At 72.3% G+C, this 13,473-nt stretch carries 8 protein-coding genes; 4 read left to right on the top strand and 4 right to left on the bottom strand.

Annotated elements, in window-relative coordinates; genetic code table 11:
- Window positions 1–90 precede the first annotated feature (90 nt).
- Window positions 91–897, top strand: coding sequence for an AfsR/SARP family transcriptional regulator (locus ACZ6Q9_RS01950; protein WP_393453971.1), 807 nt, complete (start codon window positions 91–93; stop codon window positions 895–897).
- A gap of 79 nt (window positions 898–976) precedes the next feature.
- On the opposite strand, the gene ACZ6Q9_RS01945 is transcribed toward ACZ6Q9_RS01950, so the two are convergent.
- From ACZ6Q9_RS01945 to ACZ6Q9_RS01935, 3 genes are all read right to left on the bottom strand, one after another.
- The gene (locus ACZ6Q9_RS01945; protein ID WP_393453974.1) at window positions 977–4,333 is read right to left on the bottom strand and encodes a type 2 lanthipeptide synthetase LanM family protein; all 3,357 of its coding nucleotides are present in this window, start codon (window positions 4,331–4,333) and stop codon (window positions 977–979) included.
- A gap of 152 nt (window positions 4,334–4,485) precedes the next feature.
- Complete coding sequence (locus ACZ6Q9_RS01940) at window positions 4,486–4,734, bottom strand: mersacidin/lichenicidin family type 2 lantibiotic (protein WP_357464787.1); 249 nt, start codon at window positions 4,732–4,734, stop codon at window positions 4,486–4,488.
- Window positions 4,734–4,982, bottom strand: a complete 249-nt coding sequence (locus tag ACZ6Q9_RS01935; RefSeq protein WP_393264291.1) for a mersacidin/lichenicidin family type 2 lantibiotic — start codon at window positions 4,980–4,982, stop codon at window positions 4,734–4,736. Before ACZ6Q9_RS01935 ends, ACZ6Q9_RS01940 begins: the two co-directional genes overlap by 1 nt.
- A gap of 332 nt (window positions 4,983–5,314) precedes the next feature.
- On the opposite strand from ACZ6Q9_RS01935, the gene ACZ6Q9_RS01930 reads away from it, so the two are divergent.
- From ACZ6Q9_RS01930 to ACZ6Q9_RS01920, 3 genes are all read left to right on the top strand, one after another.
- The gene (locus tag ACZ6Q9_RS01930) at window positions 5,315–5,491 is read left to right on the top strand and encodes a hypothetical protein (protein WP_176737180.1); all 177 of its coding nucleotides are present in this window, start codon (window positions 5,315–5,317) and stop codon (window positions 5,489–5,491) included.
- A gap of 112 nt (window positions 5,492–5,603) precedes the next feature.
- On the top strand, window positions 5,604–8,966 hold the full coding sequence (locus tag ACZ6Q9_RS01925) for a type 2 lanthipeptide synthetase LanM family protein (protein ID WP_396826804.1): 3,363 nt from the start codon (window positions 5,604–5,606) through the stop codon (window positions 8,964–8,966).
- Entirely contained in the window at window positions 8,963–11,128 is a 2,166-nt protein-coding gene (locus ACZ6Q9_RS01920; protein ID WP_396826806.1) for a peptidase domain-containing ABC transporter, read from the top strand. Before ACZ6Q9_RS01925 ends, ACZ6Q9_RS01920 begins: the two co-directional genes overlap by 4 nt.
- A 189-nt stretch (window positions 11,129–11,317) precedes the next feature.
- Here the strand turns inward: ACZ6Q9_RS01920 and ACZ6Q9_RS01915 are convergent, their stop codons facing one another.
- Complete coding sequence (locus ACZ6Q9_RS01915) at window positions 11,318–12,871, bottom strand: TROVE domain-containing protein (RefSeq protein ID WP_393453983.1); 1,554 nt, start codon at window positions 12,869–12,871, stop codon at window positions 11,318–11,320.
- Window positions 12,872–13,473: the final 602 nt, after the last annotated feature.

Genomic DNA, 13,473 nt, shown 5'->3' with positions numbered 1-13,473 from the left:
CCGCTCGTGCGCCCGTCGCCGCTCGGGCACGGCGGAGAGCGGTGACCCGGTGAACGAGACGGATGTCGCACTGATGTGGGAGGCGGAAGCGTGGCCCTGCCCGAATCGATCCGATACCGGATACTCGGTCCCGTACAGACGAAGTCGGCCGACGGCACCTGGCAGGACTTTCGACAGGACAAGTGGCGCACGCTGCTCGCGGTCCTGCTGGTCCGGTCGAACCACGTCGTGCCCTGCGGCGAGTTGGTGCGGCAGCTGTGGCCGGAGGAGGCGCCGGGCAGCCAACGCAAGCTGGTGCAACAGTACGTCCACCGGCTCCGCCGGAGCCTGGACGACCCCGACGGCGAAGTCCTGCGGACGCGGCCCGCCGGGTACGAGTTGCGGGTGTCCCCGGGCGAGCTGGACGTGGACCGGTTCGACGCGCTCTGCGCGGACGGCCGACGGGCGCTCGCGACGGCGGCGTACGAGGAGGCGATGGCGCACTTCGGGCAGGCGATGGCGCTGTGGCGCGGAACGGCCATGGCGGACGTCGGGAACGCCCCCGCGGTCGCGGCCGAGCGGATCCGGATGACCGAGCGCCGGCTCGCCGCGACCGAGCTGTGGTTGCGCGCGGGGCTGGCCTGCGGCCGGCACGACGTCCTGATACCGGAGCTGGAATGCCTGGTCGTCGCGCACCCGCTGCGGGAACGCTTCCGGGAGCTGCTGATGACCGCGCTCTACGAGACCGGCCGGCGGGCAGACGCCCTCAGCGTCGCCCGGCACCTGCGCTGCCTGCTCAGGGAGGAGCTGGGCATCGACCCGGGGGCCCAGATCCAGCGGCTGGAACGGACGATCCTGCTCGGGGAGGACGTGGACCTGTCGCTGCTGCGCCCGCTCGCCGTGCCCACCGACTTCTGACCGGCAGGTCACGACGGGGCGATCCGGGGTGTCGCCGCCCGACACCCCGGACCGCCCCGTCCAGACGGGGGCGGGACGCTCAGGCGGCCACCACCACGTGGTGCCCTCGCTCGGCCGGCCGACCCGGATCGCCGCCGTGCCCCGGTGCGTCCAGCAGCAGGACGTTCGCCACCCGGTGCGGCATCGCCACCCGGAGCAGGCCGTAGCCGATGCCGGCGAGCCCCATCAACAGCCCGGGCGTGCTGACCTGCTCCGGGACCCCGGCCCGGGGCGTGCCGGCGAGGACCTGCTCGGCGATCGCCCGCGCGCACCGCAGACCCAGCGCCGCGCCGTCCGGCTCGTCGAGTGCCGAACTGGCCGCCAGCAGGGTCTCGACCAACCCGAGGTCCCCGTGGCAGATGGAGTCGTTGCCGATGCCCGTGTACCGCCCGTCGACGACCAGGTCGTCGCGGACCTTGCCGGTCGCGATGCGCAGGTCCTCGCGGATCAGGTCGTGCCAGGGAGCCAGCACGGGCAGTCGCAGCATCGCCGCGCGTGCCAGTCCGATCCCGGCGGCGCCGTGGCACCAGGCGTTCATGAAGGCGCCCGGACCACTGATCACCCGCAGGTCGGGCCAGTTCCGGCGTTCCGGCGACAGGTGGTGCCGCTCGAAGCGCAACGCCCGCCCGCACACCTCGGCGAGCTGGTCGTCGCCGGTGAGCTGGGCGATCCGGGCCAGTGCGTACCCGATGCCGCTGGCGCCGTGGGAGAACCCGAGCAGCGCCGGCGCGTTCTCGTACTCGACCTGCCATCCTGTCCCGCCGGGCACGTCGATCGCGCGGTCGGCGATCGTCCTACCGGCCGCCTTGAGGGCGTCGAGGGTCTGCTCGTCGGGATGGGCGTCGTGCAGGGCGAGGATCGCCAGCGCCGCCCCGGCGGTGCCGCTGATCACGTCGAGCACCTTGTCCTCGGCGAACCGCTCCTGGCACAGCGCCGCGGCCTGCCGGGCCGCGTCGACGAGCGCGGGCGCCCGCAACACCTCGGCGAGCTGGCCCAGTACGTAGACGAGGCCGCCCAGCTCGCCGAAGCCGCCGATCGGCAGCCCGGCCCCCCGGTCCGGGCTGGCGGCGAGTTGGCGGGTCACCTCGGCGAGCTGGGCGGCGAGCTGTTCGGCGGGCCGGCGGAACCGGGCGTCGCCGGTGGCCGCGCCGAGCTGGCCGAGGAACAGGGCGACTCCGGCGACCCCGCTGTACAGGTCGATGCCGGCGTGGCCGACCTTCCAGTACCGGTCGCCGATGAAGTTCACCGACAGCCACGACGGCGCCTCGCCGTCGGCGGCCAGGGCGGCGTCGAGCAGCAGGTCCGCGATCGACCGGGCGGCCCGCACGGCGAGATCGACGTCGATCGGCGCCTCCGGCAGCGGCCTGGAGTCGACCCGCTCGGCGCGGGGCGTACCCACCGTGAGCCCGGACATGGAGGCGCGGATGCACCAGAGCTGTCGCCGCAGGTCCTCCTCGGACATCGCGCCGATCCGCGCCCGCACGGCCGCCAATCCGCTGGTCTCCAGGAAATCGCGGGCCACCACTCCCTGCGCGTCGTAGAGGTCCGTCGAGCCGGGGGTGGTGTGGAACGCCGGGATGTCCTGGTCGGCGAGCTGTCGATGTTCGCTGCCGAAGAGCACGTCGCGGTCCGGCAGGTCGACGAACGCGGAGGAGAGCACCTCGTGGAAGATCTCCCGGTCGAGCGAGTCGCGCAGCAGGTCCGGGTGCCAGGACTCCGACTGGACCCGGCCGTACGTCATCGTGGGGCGGGGGATGAACCGCACCTCGTCGTCGCGGAACCGGGCGACGGGTCCGCCGGCGGCGAGCAGGTCGTCGCGGTGGGCGGAGATGATCTGGTAGCAGTCGGTGAAGCCGGCGGCGAGGGCGTCGGTGTGGGCCAGCGCGTTGACGGGCCGGCCGTCCAGCCGTACGCGGTTCTGCGTCTCCGGCATCTCCCGGCGGTCCCGCACGACCCGCATCTCGTCGGTGCCGCCGGCGACGAAGGTGGGCAGGCGGGCGGGTGAGAGTTGGCCGCCGGAGCCGGCCAGGCCGCTCACCTCCGCGTCGTAGATGCCCTCGTCGTCGGCGGTGATGATGCGCTCGGGCAGGAGGCCGACCCGGAGCACCGAGTCCCGCACCACGCGGGGCGCCTCGCCGAAGGTGAGCGGCGCCAGTTGCGCCCCGGTGACCCGGGGCAGCACCTGGAAGATCGCCTCCAGGTCCACGGGGACGGGGTGCTCCCCGGCCGCGATGACGTTCTCCAGGTGCAGGTCCGAGCCGCAGAGGGCGTGGAACAGCGCCAGGAACGCGCCCTGCCGCCAGAAGAAGCGGTCCACCTGCTCCTCGTTCTCGCACGACGCGACGTCGACGTGCTCCACCCAGCCGTACTCGCCCCGGTCGAGGACGAGCAGCGGCCGCAGCGGTTGGCGGAGCCCGTGGGCGTTGAGCCAGTCGAGGACCTGGTTGAAGTGGACCTCCACGCTGAGGCTGCGTGGCTTGTACACCAGCTTGCGGCCGTCGGTGAAGGTGAGGATCGCGACGGTCTGGCCGCCGCGGTGGGTGTCCCCGGCGCCGAAGCTCACCCGGGCCAGGTCGGCCAGTCCGTGCCAGTCCCCACCGAAGGTCTGCCGCAGCTCGGGCAGGTCGGTGAGGAGCCGTTCGGCGAACCGGGCCCGGACGTCGACGGTGGTGCGCAGGCAGGTGACCAGCTCCCGGGCGAGCACCGGGTACTCGGCCAGGATGCCGAGCGCCGTCTCGGGCGTACGGATCTGCGCGATGAACGACGACATCCGCTCGGCCGGTGTCGCCCCGGCCAGCCGGCCCTCCACCCGGGCCACGTTCACCTCGAGGATCATCACGGAGATGATCATTTGCAGGAGTCGGTCGAGCGGCGGTTGCAGCAGCGAGTGGTCCGCCGGCAGGGTGTCGCCGTGGCCGTGCCGGGCCGCCAGCCGGGCCACCCGGCTGCCCAACTCCTCCTGGCCCCACGCCAGCAACGGCGCGATCAGGTTCAGGAACACCACGTTCCCGGCCTGGTCGTGCCCGTGGTCGTGGTCGTCGTGATCGCATCCGGTCGCCGGGCCGCCACCGGCGAGGTCGTCGAGGCGCGTCGACCCGAACCGCCGCCACGCCTCGGCGATCACGTCCAGCCAGGCCGGCCGGTCGGGGATCCTGGCGGCGAGCGACTCGGCCGGTTCGGCCAGCAGCTCGACGATCCCGTCCTCGGCCAGCCCGAGTCGTTCCCACCGGTCGAGCGAGATGTCGGTGCCGCGCAGGATGTGGCCGCCACGCCAGGCGTCCCGCCGGCGGCGACCGTAGTCGCGTTGCTCCTCCGTGATCAACGGCGTGCCTCCGGCCCGTTCGGACCGGGTCAGGCCACGCCACCAGTTCGGCGTCTGAAGAATCTCGTCGAACATGTCTCCGCCCTCATCTATCCGCGTCCGGAACGGCCGCGGCTGTCGTGGCCCGGCCTTCCGGCCCGGGGTGGACACCGTCACCACGATGCCCACCCCGGCCTGCGTGGAAATCGGTCAGTCGTCGGTATTGGAATGCGGTTTGTCGACCGCCGTCAGCAGCTTCCCGACGTGCATCCGGCCGTCATGATCCAGCAGGTGTTGGTGCAGCCGAGGCTGCCCCACTGGCAGGTGAAGCAGGTGTAGAAGGTGAACGCCCGGTCACCGCCGAAGATGTCCGCCAGATCCGAGTCCAGGCCACCGACGGCGCCCACCGGGCTCTCCGGCAGGAGGGCGATGTCGGCGTCGTCGAGCGTGGTGCGGAAGGCGGGGTCCTTCCATGCGCGCACAACCGTGTTGCTCATCAGCATCCCCAGCAGGTGCGGCAGGTCCACAGCGGGTAGCAGGTGAGGCAGGTGCGGAAGGTGTAGGGCTCCCCGTTGCAGCAGCCCATCGTCGCGGTGGACTCGGTGCCGGCGCCCCGGGTCCCGTCCGTGACCATCTCACCCAACTCGACCCGGCCGACCGGGTGGGCCGGCAGCACGGCGAGCTCGCTGTCGTCGAGAGTGGCCCGGAAAACCGGGTCCTTCCACGCCCTCGCAGCAGTTTCCATGATTTCTCCGATCGATAGAAGAAGTGTCGCCACGCCTGCCACTCCACCCGGGTGACGGGTGCGGAGATTGCGGCGGGCGGCGATGAGCCCGCGGTCAGAACAGGCGACGGAATCGGAAACTCGGCTCGGCCAGGAACCGGTGCCGCCCGATGGCGGCAGAAACCACACTGGACGCCGCCGGCTCACCGGTCAAGACCGACGGCGACCGGCTCTACCGCGACTGAATCGGCAGCGAACCGAGCGTCGACCGGAAAACAACCGGCGTCTGAAACGCTCATTCCGCTCGGCCAGAACAGCGACGGTTCGCGATCTGACGAGGGGAGGTGACAGAAATGACGGAACGACCGGAACTCGTCGAGGACCCGATCGGTCAGCTGGACCTGACCGACCTCGACCAGGAGATCAACGGTGGTAGCAGCGCGGTGTGCTTCACCATCACGGTCACGATCTCCACCTTCAAGCACAGCATCTGTGGCACCTGCGGCATCTTCAGCGTCGGCTGCTGCTGATCTCGCGACGGCGATCGGCACTCCGGTCGCGTCACCGGGTGGGCGGAGACGCCCGCCGTCTCCGCCCACCCGGAACCCGTTCCATCGTGACGAGCCGCAACGGAGAGACGTGATGGCCCCACGCAACACCGCAACGAGCGATCGCGCCGACCTCGGCAGCGACGTGTTCGACCGACCAGCCTGGTGGGCTGCCCTGTCCCTGGAGGAACGGCGGCGTGTGCCGGTGCCCGACACCGAGGCCGCCCGCAGCCGGGGCGCGCGCCGGCTCGACGCCTGGCGGACCGTCCGGGCCGCCACCGGCGGACTGGAGCCGAACCTCGCCCGGTGGCACGAGGCGGGCCTCAGCGAGGAGGAGTTGGAGCTGCTCCTCGGGGAGTCCTCCGACAGCCTGCGCGACCGGGTGCCGCAGCCACCGTCGTGGCTGACGAGCGTGGCCCAGGCGTGGTCCACCGACCCCGCCGACCTGCCCGCGTTCGACGCCGGGCCGACGGCCGACCTGGGACCGACCGCCGACCTGCTCGCGCTGGTGCACCCGTTGTTGCACCGCTATCAGCAGCGGTTGCACGAGGAGGTGCGCCGGCTCGCCCGTGACCTCGGCCACCGGGGCGAGGTTCCGCCGCACCATCCGTTGCTGCGGCCGAACCACGAGGTCCACCTGGCGATGATCAGTCCGGTGCTCGCGGTCCACCTGCAGCGCGCACGCAGCGCGGGGACACTCTCCGGTGACACGCCGGCAGCACGGTTCGGCGACTTCGCCCGGCAGCTTCGCCAGCCCGCGTACGCCCTGCGGATCCTCGCCGAGTATCCGACGCTCACCCGGGAGCTCGTCGACGAGATGGAGACGTGGCTGACGGTACGCAGCGAGCTGGCCCGACGCGTGCTGGCCGATCTGCCGGCGCTGCGCGCGGAGTTCGGCCTGACCGCCGCCTCGCTCGACGATCTCGTGGAGGTGCAGACCGGTGCCGGCGACACGCACCGCGGCGGGCGGAGCGTCGCGATCCTCACCTTCGCCGGCGGCGGCAAGGTGGTCTACAAGCCGCGCCCGCTCGCCGTCGAGTCGCACTTCTACGCCCTGGTCGACTGGCTCAACGCCAAGGGGATGGCCTGCTCACTGCGCCGGCTGGCCATCGTGGAGCGGACGGGGTACGGCTGGGTCGAGTTCGTCCACCCCGAGAGCTGCGCCGACGAGGAGGGGCTGCGCCGCTTCTACTGGCGCCAGGGCGCGTACCTGAGCCTGCTGTATCTGCTGCGCGCCTCGGACATCCACCTGGAGAACGTCATCGCCGCCGGCGAGCACCCGGTGATCGTCGACCTGGAAGCGATCTTCCAGCAGGCTCGGCCGACCACCGACACCCGGCCGCTGGTGCTGCCCGCCGAGGCGATGCAGCGCATCGATGAGTCCGTGCTGTCGATCGGCCTGCTGCCGCAGCGCCTGATCCAGCAGGACGGCGACGCGGTGGTGACCACCGAGCTGTCCGGGATGGCCGGCGGGCGAGGAGAACTGAGCCCGATGAAGGTGCCGCGGTGGCAGGACACCGGCACCGACCAGATGCGGCGGACCCGGGCCCGCATGGAGATGCCCGGCGGGCACAACCTGCCCACGGTCGCCGGCACCGCGGCGGACCCCGCCCGGTACAAGGCTGACCTGGTCGCCGGCTTCGAAGCCTGCTACCGGCTGCTGCTCGCGCACCGTGACGAGCTGGTCGCACCCGACGGGCCGGTTGCCGCGTTCGCCGCGGACGAGATCCGGTTCATCGTGCTGCCCACCATGGTGTACGGCCGCATCCTCGGCGAATCCTGGCATCCGGTGGTGCTGGGCGACGCCCTGGACCGGGAGTGCCTGTTCGAGGTCCTCGCCACCCGCCACCCCGAGTTGGTCGCTGACCGAGCCGTCGCCGCCAGTGAGATCCGGCAGCTCGCCCGGCGGGACATCCCGTTCTTCCGGACCCGACCCGACTCCCGGGACTTGTACGACGATCGCGGCCTCGTCGTACGCGACTTCTTCCCCCACCGGGGACTGGACCTCGTCCGGGACCGGATCGCCGGGCTCTCCGCCGCCGACCTGCGCCAACAGAGCTGGGCCGTGTCGGCGTCGCTGGCCGCGCTGCAACTCGGCGACGGCCAGGGGGCCATCGCACCCCGGACGCGCGCGGCGCCGGCCGAGGAGATCGACCAGGCGCTCGCGGAGCGGGCCGCCGTCCGCCTGGGCGACCGACTCCTCGAGACCGCGCTCGGCGACCCGGCCCGGCCGGTGTGGCTGACCCTCGCGCTCGTCACCGACCGGCACTGGAGCGTCGTACCCACGGCGTTCGAGAGCTACAGCGGGCTGTCCGGGATCGCGGTGTTCCTCGGCCAACTCGGCGAGCGGACCGGCCTGGCGCGGTTCCGGTCCGCGGCCGAGGCGATCGCCGCGATGCTCAGCGGACACGTCGACGCCCTGCTCGACTGGCCGGAGACCGACCGTGACCTGCTTGGCATCGGGGGCTTCAGCGAACTGGGCGGCTACGTCCACGCGCTGACCCAGCTCGGCGCGCTGTGGCGAGCGCAACCGCTGCTGGACCAGGCACGTCGGCTCGTCCCGGAACTGCTCCGGCGGTTCGACGGCGACCGCCACCTCGACGTGGTCGCGGGCACCGCTGGGGCGGCGCTCGCGCTGCGCGCCCTGCACTCGGTCGATCCGGACGAGCGGACGTCGGTGGCGCTGCGGGCGGCCGGCGACCACCTGCTCGCCACCGCCTCGGCCCACGACCCCGGGTTGGCGTGGCCGTCCGCGATCCCCGCGCGATCGCCGCTGCTCGGCTTCTCGCACGGGGTGTCCGGCATCGCCTACGCACTCGCCGAGATCGCCCGGGTGACGGGCGGGCAGCGCTACCTCGACGCGGCCGAGCGTGCCGTGCGGTACGAGCACCTCCAGTACGACGCCGCCGCGGGCAACTGGCCCGACCACCGTGACGTCACCCCGCCGGGCACGTTCATGAACGCGTGGTGTCACGGTGCGGCCGGCGTCGCGTTGGCCCGCGCGGCCATGCTCGGCACCGTGCCCATCCCCGAGGTGCGCGCCGACCTCGACGCGGCGGTCGCCTCGGTGCGGCGCAGCCTCACCTCGGGCGAGCTGCTCACCGGCACCGGCAACGACTGCCTGTGCCACGGCGACCTCGGCCTGGCGGAAGCCCTGCTCACCGCCGGCCTGGCCACCGGCGACGGGACTCTCGTCGCGACGGCGCGCAGGGCGACGCGCGCGGTCGCCGAGACGGTGCTCGCCGGCGAGGAGCTCTGCGGCGTACCGCAGGGGATGCACGTGCCGGGACTGCTGATGGGTGCCGCCGGCATCGGCTACGGGCTGCTGCGGGCCGCTCGGCCCGACCGCACGCCGAACGTCCTGTTGCTGGCTCCGCCGGTCGGCGCGGCGCCCCGCGACCGCCAACCACCCGGCCCGGCCACCGCCGCCCGTGCCGTCGCCGAGGAGGAAGCGTGACCCGCGTACCGGTGATCGTCCAGATGAGCAGCACCGAGTGCGGGCCGAGCTGCCTGGCCATGGTGCTCGGCGGGCTGGGACGCGCCACCGAGGTCCGGGAGTTGCGCGCCCACTTCGGGGTGGGACGCGACGGCACCAGCGCCCGCCGCATCCTGGAGGTGGCCCGCGAGTACGGGCTGGCCGCACGGGGACTGCGGGTGAACGAGGCCGGGCTGGCCGGCGTCCGCCTGCCCGCCATCGCACACTGGGGCGAGGACCACTTCACGGTGCTGGAGAAGGTCGGGCGGCGCCGGATCCGGATGGTGGATCCCGGACACGGCCGGCGCCGGCTGACGCACGAGGAGTTCTTCGCGGAGTTCTCCGGCACCGTGCTGGAGTTCACGCCGGAAGAGTCGATGCGGCGCCGGCGCCGCCCGATCCGCGACCACCTCGCCCTGCGGTTCCTCCGCGACCTGGTCCGGCTGGCGCCGCTGCTCATGGTGTTGGCCGTGGCGCTCTCGGCCGTGGTGCAGGTGCTCGGGCTCGCCTCCGCCTGGGCGACGAAGTACGGCGTGGACGTCCTCATCGGGCAGCGGGCGGACACCCTGTCCCTCTTCGCCCTCGGCGTGGGCGCGTACATCGTGACGCACACCCTCGCCACCCTCTCCCGGGGGCTGGCGCTGCTGGTGCTCCAACGTCGGCTTGACGGCACCCTGGGTGAGCGTTTCATGGGCCACCTGATGCGGCTGCCGTACGCCTACTTCCAGACCCGCGGCGCGGGCGACCTGATGGGCCGGCTGAGCAGCAACATGGCGGTGCGGGACATGCTGACCTCGCAGCTGGCCACGCTCCTGCTCGACACCGTCTTCGTCTTCATCTACACCGCCCTGCTGGTGGCGCTGAGCCCGGCGTACGCGGCGGTGGTCGCGGTCCTGGCGGTTGCCCAGTTCGGCATCGTGCTGAGCACCATCCGGCTGGTCCACGAGCGTGCCCAGCGCGAGCTGGCCGCCGACGCGAAGGCGCAGAGCAGCGCGATCGACGCGCTGGCCGGGGCGGAGTTCCTGAAGAGTTCCGGGCTGTCCAACTGGGCGTTGCGCCGGTGGGCCGACCGGTTCACCGTGTCGGTGCGGGCCGGGTTCGAGCGGCGGCGGCTGGACCTCGTCAACGAGTCGGCGATGGGGATGTTCCAGGTCGCGGCGCCGCTGGTGCTCCTCCTGTTCGGCGTCGTCCAGGTGGTGGCCGGCCGGATGTCGCTCGGCACGATGCTCGGCCTGAACGTCGTCGCCGGGCTGCTGCTGGCACCCGTCGGGCAGGTGATGGGTGCGTTGCGTTACCTCCAGACGATCGGGTCCCACCTGGAGCGCATCTACGACGTGCTGGACGAGGAACCGGAACGGGCGTGCCCGCAGGCCCACCAGCCGGTCGAGCTGCGCGGCGAGATCGAGCTGCGCGGGGTCGACTTCCGGTACGACCTCGGCACACCGCTGGTGCTCAAGAACATCGACCTGCGGGTCGCGGCCGGGTCGAAGGTGGCGGTCGTCGGGTCCACCGGCTCCGGCAAGACCACCCTGGTGCGGCTGCTCACCGGGCTGCTGCGGGCGAGCGCCGGGAGCGTCCTGGTGGACGGGCGGCCCCTCGACGAGTACGACCTGGAGCCGCTACGCCAGCGCTTCGGCGTGGTCACCCAGTTCCCGTACATCTTCGGCGGTTCCATCCGCGACAACCTGACGCTCGGCCGGCTCGACGTCACCGACGACGAGCTGCGCGAGGCGTTGCGCAAGGTGCAGTTCCTGCCGGATCTGGAGCGCATGCCGATGGGCCTGAGCACCGGCGTCGGTGAGGGCGGCGGCGCGCTCTCCGGTGGCCAGCGGCAGCGGCTGGCGATCGCCCGGGCGTTGCTGGCCAGGACGAACGTGCTCCTGCTCGACGAGGCGACCAGCCACCTGGACACCCTGACCGAGGCGGCGATCGCCGCCGAACTGTCGGCGCTCGGCTGCACCCGGATCGTGATCGCACACCGGATCAGCACGGTCAGCGACGCCGACCAGATCGTCGTGCTGCATCAGGGCGAGATCGTCGAGCGCGGCACCCACGAGGAGCTGATGACACTGGGCGGCCGGTACGCCGAGCTGGCGCGGCGGCAGACGGGTCGGTTGACGGAGCGTGCGACAGCCGGGGGCTAGTCGAAGGTCCCCTGCTCAGTGGCTTCGATCCGGTCAGCGCGTTCTGCTACCGCCGCGCTGATGTTCAACCAGCGGCCCGTGTCCGACACGGACACTCGGTCGTGGGCCCGCTCCCGGGGAGTGCCGCGCGGCAACGGCGAGATCAGCGGCGGCGTCGGCCTCCGGTGGGAGGCCGACGCCGTGGCGCGATCAGAAGGGCCAATGCCCGCGGGACCCCGCCTCGATGAGCGGGATCATCGCGAACGCCGCGTCGGACAGGCCGCCGAACGTGTGCCGGTTCCCGGCCGTCGGGGCGTGCCCGACCCGGTATCCGGCCAGGTTCCAGGTGTACACCGGCACCTGCCCGGGCACCGCGGCCGTCACGTCCACCGAACGGTGCCAGTGCGCCTGCTCGTCGGTGAGGATGACCACCCGGTCGTGCCCGGCGTAGTGCCGGCGCACCGCCTTCTCGGTCTCGGTCCCGCCGCCGTAGAAATAGCCGCCGTCCTTGAACCGGCGCACCGCCGCCAGCACCGACTCGCCCGCGACGGCCGGGAACACCCGGGCGTCGTGGGAGAAGGACACGACCGTCGCGTCCTGCGCGCGGGCGGCCAGCGCCAGGCCGAACACGGTGGCCGCGTCCCAGCAGCGCAGCGTGCCGTCCTTGCTGAAGGCGCTGTTCATCGAGCCCGACGTGTCGATCAGGACCAGCGTCCGACCGTCCAGGGCGGGCACGTTCGCCAGCGCGTGCTGCAACGCCTTCTCCAGCGGGTACCCCCACCGCAGGCTCGGCGCGGCGTTGGAGGCCGACAGGAAACGCATCGGCAGCACCCGCGACCTGGCGACCTCGCCCGGGTCGGACAGCTTGGCCGCCACCGTCTCGGCGACGGCGTCGCTGACGCCGGCCTGGTCGAAGTTGCGCAGGTTGCGCAGCAGCGCCAGGTAGCCCATCGTCGGGATGATCGCCTCCCAGGCCGGGGCGTCCATCGCCGTCTGCCGCCAGCCGGCGAGGGCCTCCCACGTCATTCCGGCCGCGCCCAGCACCGCCGGGTCGGTGATCTCCTGACGCCGCTCGACCGGCAACGCCATGAGCTCGGCCCGCGCCGCCAGCACGGTCAGCGACGCCGGCAGCGGGTTGTCCCGCTGGTGCCGCCGGTCCAGCGCGTGCCGGAACAGGTCACCCTGCCGCTCGTCCTTCGCCGTCGGGTGGGTCAGGTCGATGACGTCCCCGAACCGGACGGCGTTGCGGTCGGAGTCGTACTTGAGCAGGCTCCGCTCGTGGTACAGCCGCACGGCCGCGTCGGCGATGCCCCGCTTGACCGGCTTCGGCAGCGCACGGCCGTGGCGACCCAGCCAGTAGGCGAGGGCCTCGCCCGGTTCGTCCGCGCGCTGCAACGCCGAGTCCACGATGGAGCGCGATCCGGGAATGCCGGCCGCCACCTGCGCGCGGGCGCCCTCGAGGGCGGCCACGACAGCCGCCGAACGCAGCATCGCGCCGGTGCGCAGCCACGGTACGAAGCGGGCGAACCAGTCGGGGTCGGCGACGGCGACGGTGGCGACCAGCTCACGGAACCGGGCGTCCCGGTCGGCGGCGCCCTCGTAGAAGGTGTCCTCGCCGACCATGTTCGACACGCCGAGCAGGAACAGTTCCGTCCGCGGCTCGCGGGCGAAACCCGGGGCGCCCTCGGCGGTGACGACCTCGTAGTCGTCTTCGTGCCGGTTCCTGCGCAGCTTGAGGTTGAACTTGGCCATCACGTCCCCCATGTTTCGTACGAGAGGACGCGGCCACACGCACACCCGAGACCAGAGTCGGCGACGGACTTGTCCGCCGCTCTGTCCGATTGAGCTACCCGCCCGAAGGCGTGGGGGGACTCGAACCCCCAACCTGCGGATCCGTGAAGTAACCGTCGCCTGCGCACCGGGTGTGGTGTGGTCGCGCCTCCCGAGATCGGAGCCGGCGACGGACGGGTCCTTCGCCGGGGCGTTCGCCCCTCCAGATGTAACCGTCACCTTCGCACCGGGAAGTGCGGACCCGACCGTAGCGGCGGCACCGGCGGCCGGGCAACGGAGTTTGCCGTTCCACGATGGTGGGTGGCTGGAACGGTCGCGCCGCGTACCCGAGACCAGAAGGTCGACGACGGAATGCCTATTGCTCTGCCGACTGAGCTACCAGCACAACGGCTGGAGGGGACTCGAACCCCCGACCCATAGATTAGAAGTATCCGTCGTCTGCGCACCGGGTACGCGGCGTGAGCACGTCCCGAGACCGACAACGGCGACGGGCTCGTTCGGGAAAGAAGTATCCGTCACCTTCGCACCGGGACGTGCGACGAGAACGTACAGGCTGAGGCGCCGGAGCGGCAAGG

The organism is Micromonospora sp. NPDC049139, assembly GCF_055586845.1.
Note: the sequence above shows the minus strand (reverse complement) of the source record. Positions and strands in the feature narration are given on the sequence as shown.

What these genes read in the sequence shown, in the direction of transcription:
- ACZ6Q9_RS01945 (WP_393453974.1), bottom strand. Translation starts at nt 4,333, where the DNA reads ATGTTCGACGAGATTCTTCAGACGCCGAACTGGTGGCGTGGCCTGACC.
- ACZ6Q9_RS01940 (WP_357464787.1), bottom strand. Translation starts at nt 4,734, where the DNA reads ATGAGCAACACGGTTGTGCGCGCATGGAAGGACCCCGCCTTCCGCACC.
- ACZ6Q9_RS01935 (WP_393264291.1), bottom strand. Translation starts at nt 4,982, where the DNA reads ATGGAAACTGCTGCGAGGGCGTGGAAGGACCCGGTTTTCCGGGCCACT.
- ACZ6Q9_RS01930 (WP_176737180.1), top strand. Translation starts at nt 5,315, where the DNA reads ATGACGGAACGACCGGAACTCGTCGAGGACCCGATCGGTCAGCTGGAC.
- ACZ6Q9_RS01925 (WP_396826804.1), top strand. Translation starts at nt 5,604, where the DNA reads ATGGCCCCACGCAACACCGCAACGAGCGATCGCGCCGACCTCGGCAGC.
- ACZ6Q9_RS01915 (WP_393453983.1), bottom strand. Translation starts at nt 12,871, where the DNA reads ATGGGGGACGTGATGGCCAAGTTCAACCTCAAGCTGCGCAGGAACCGG.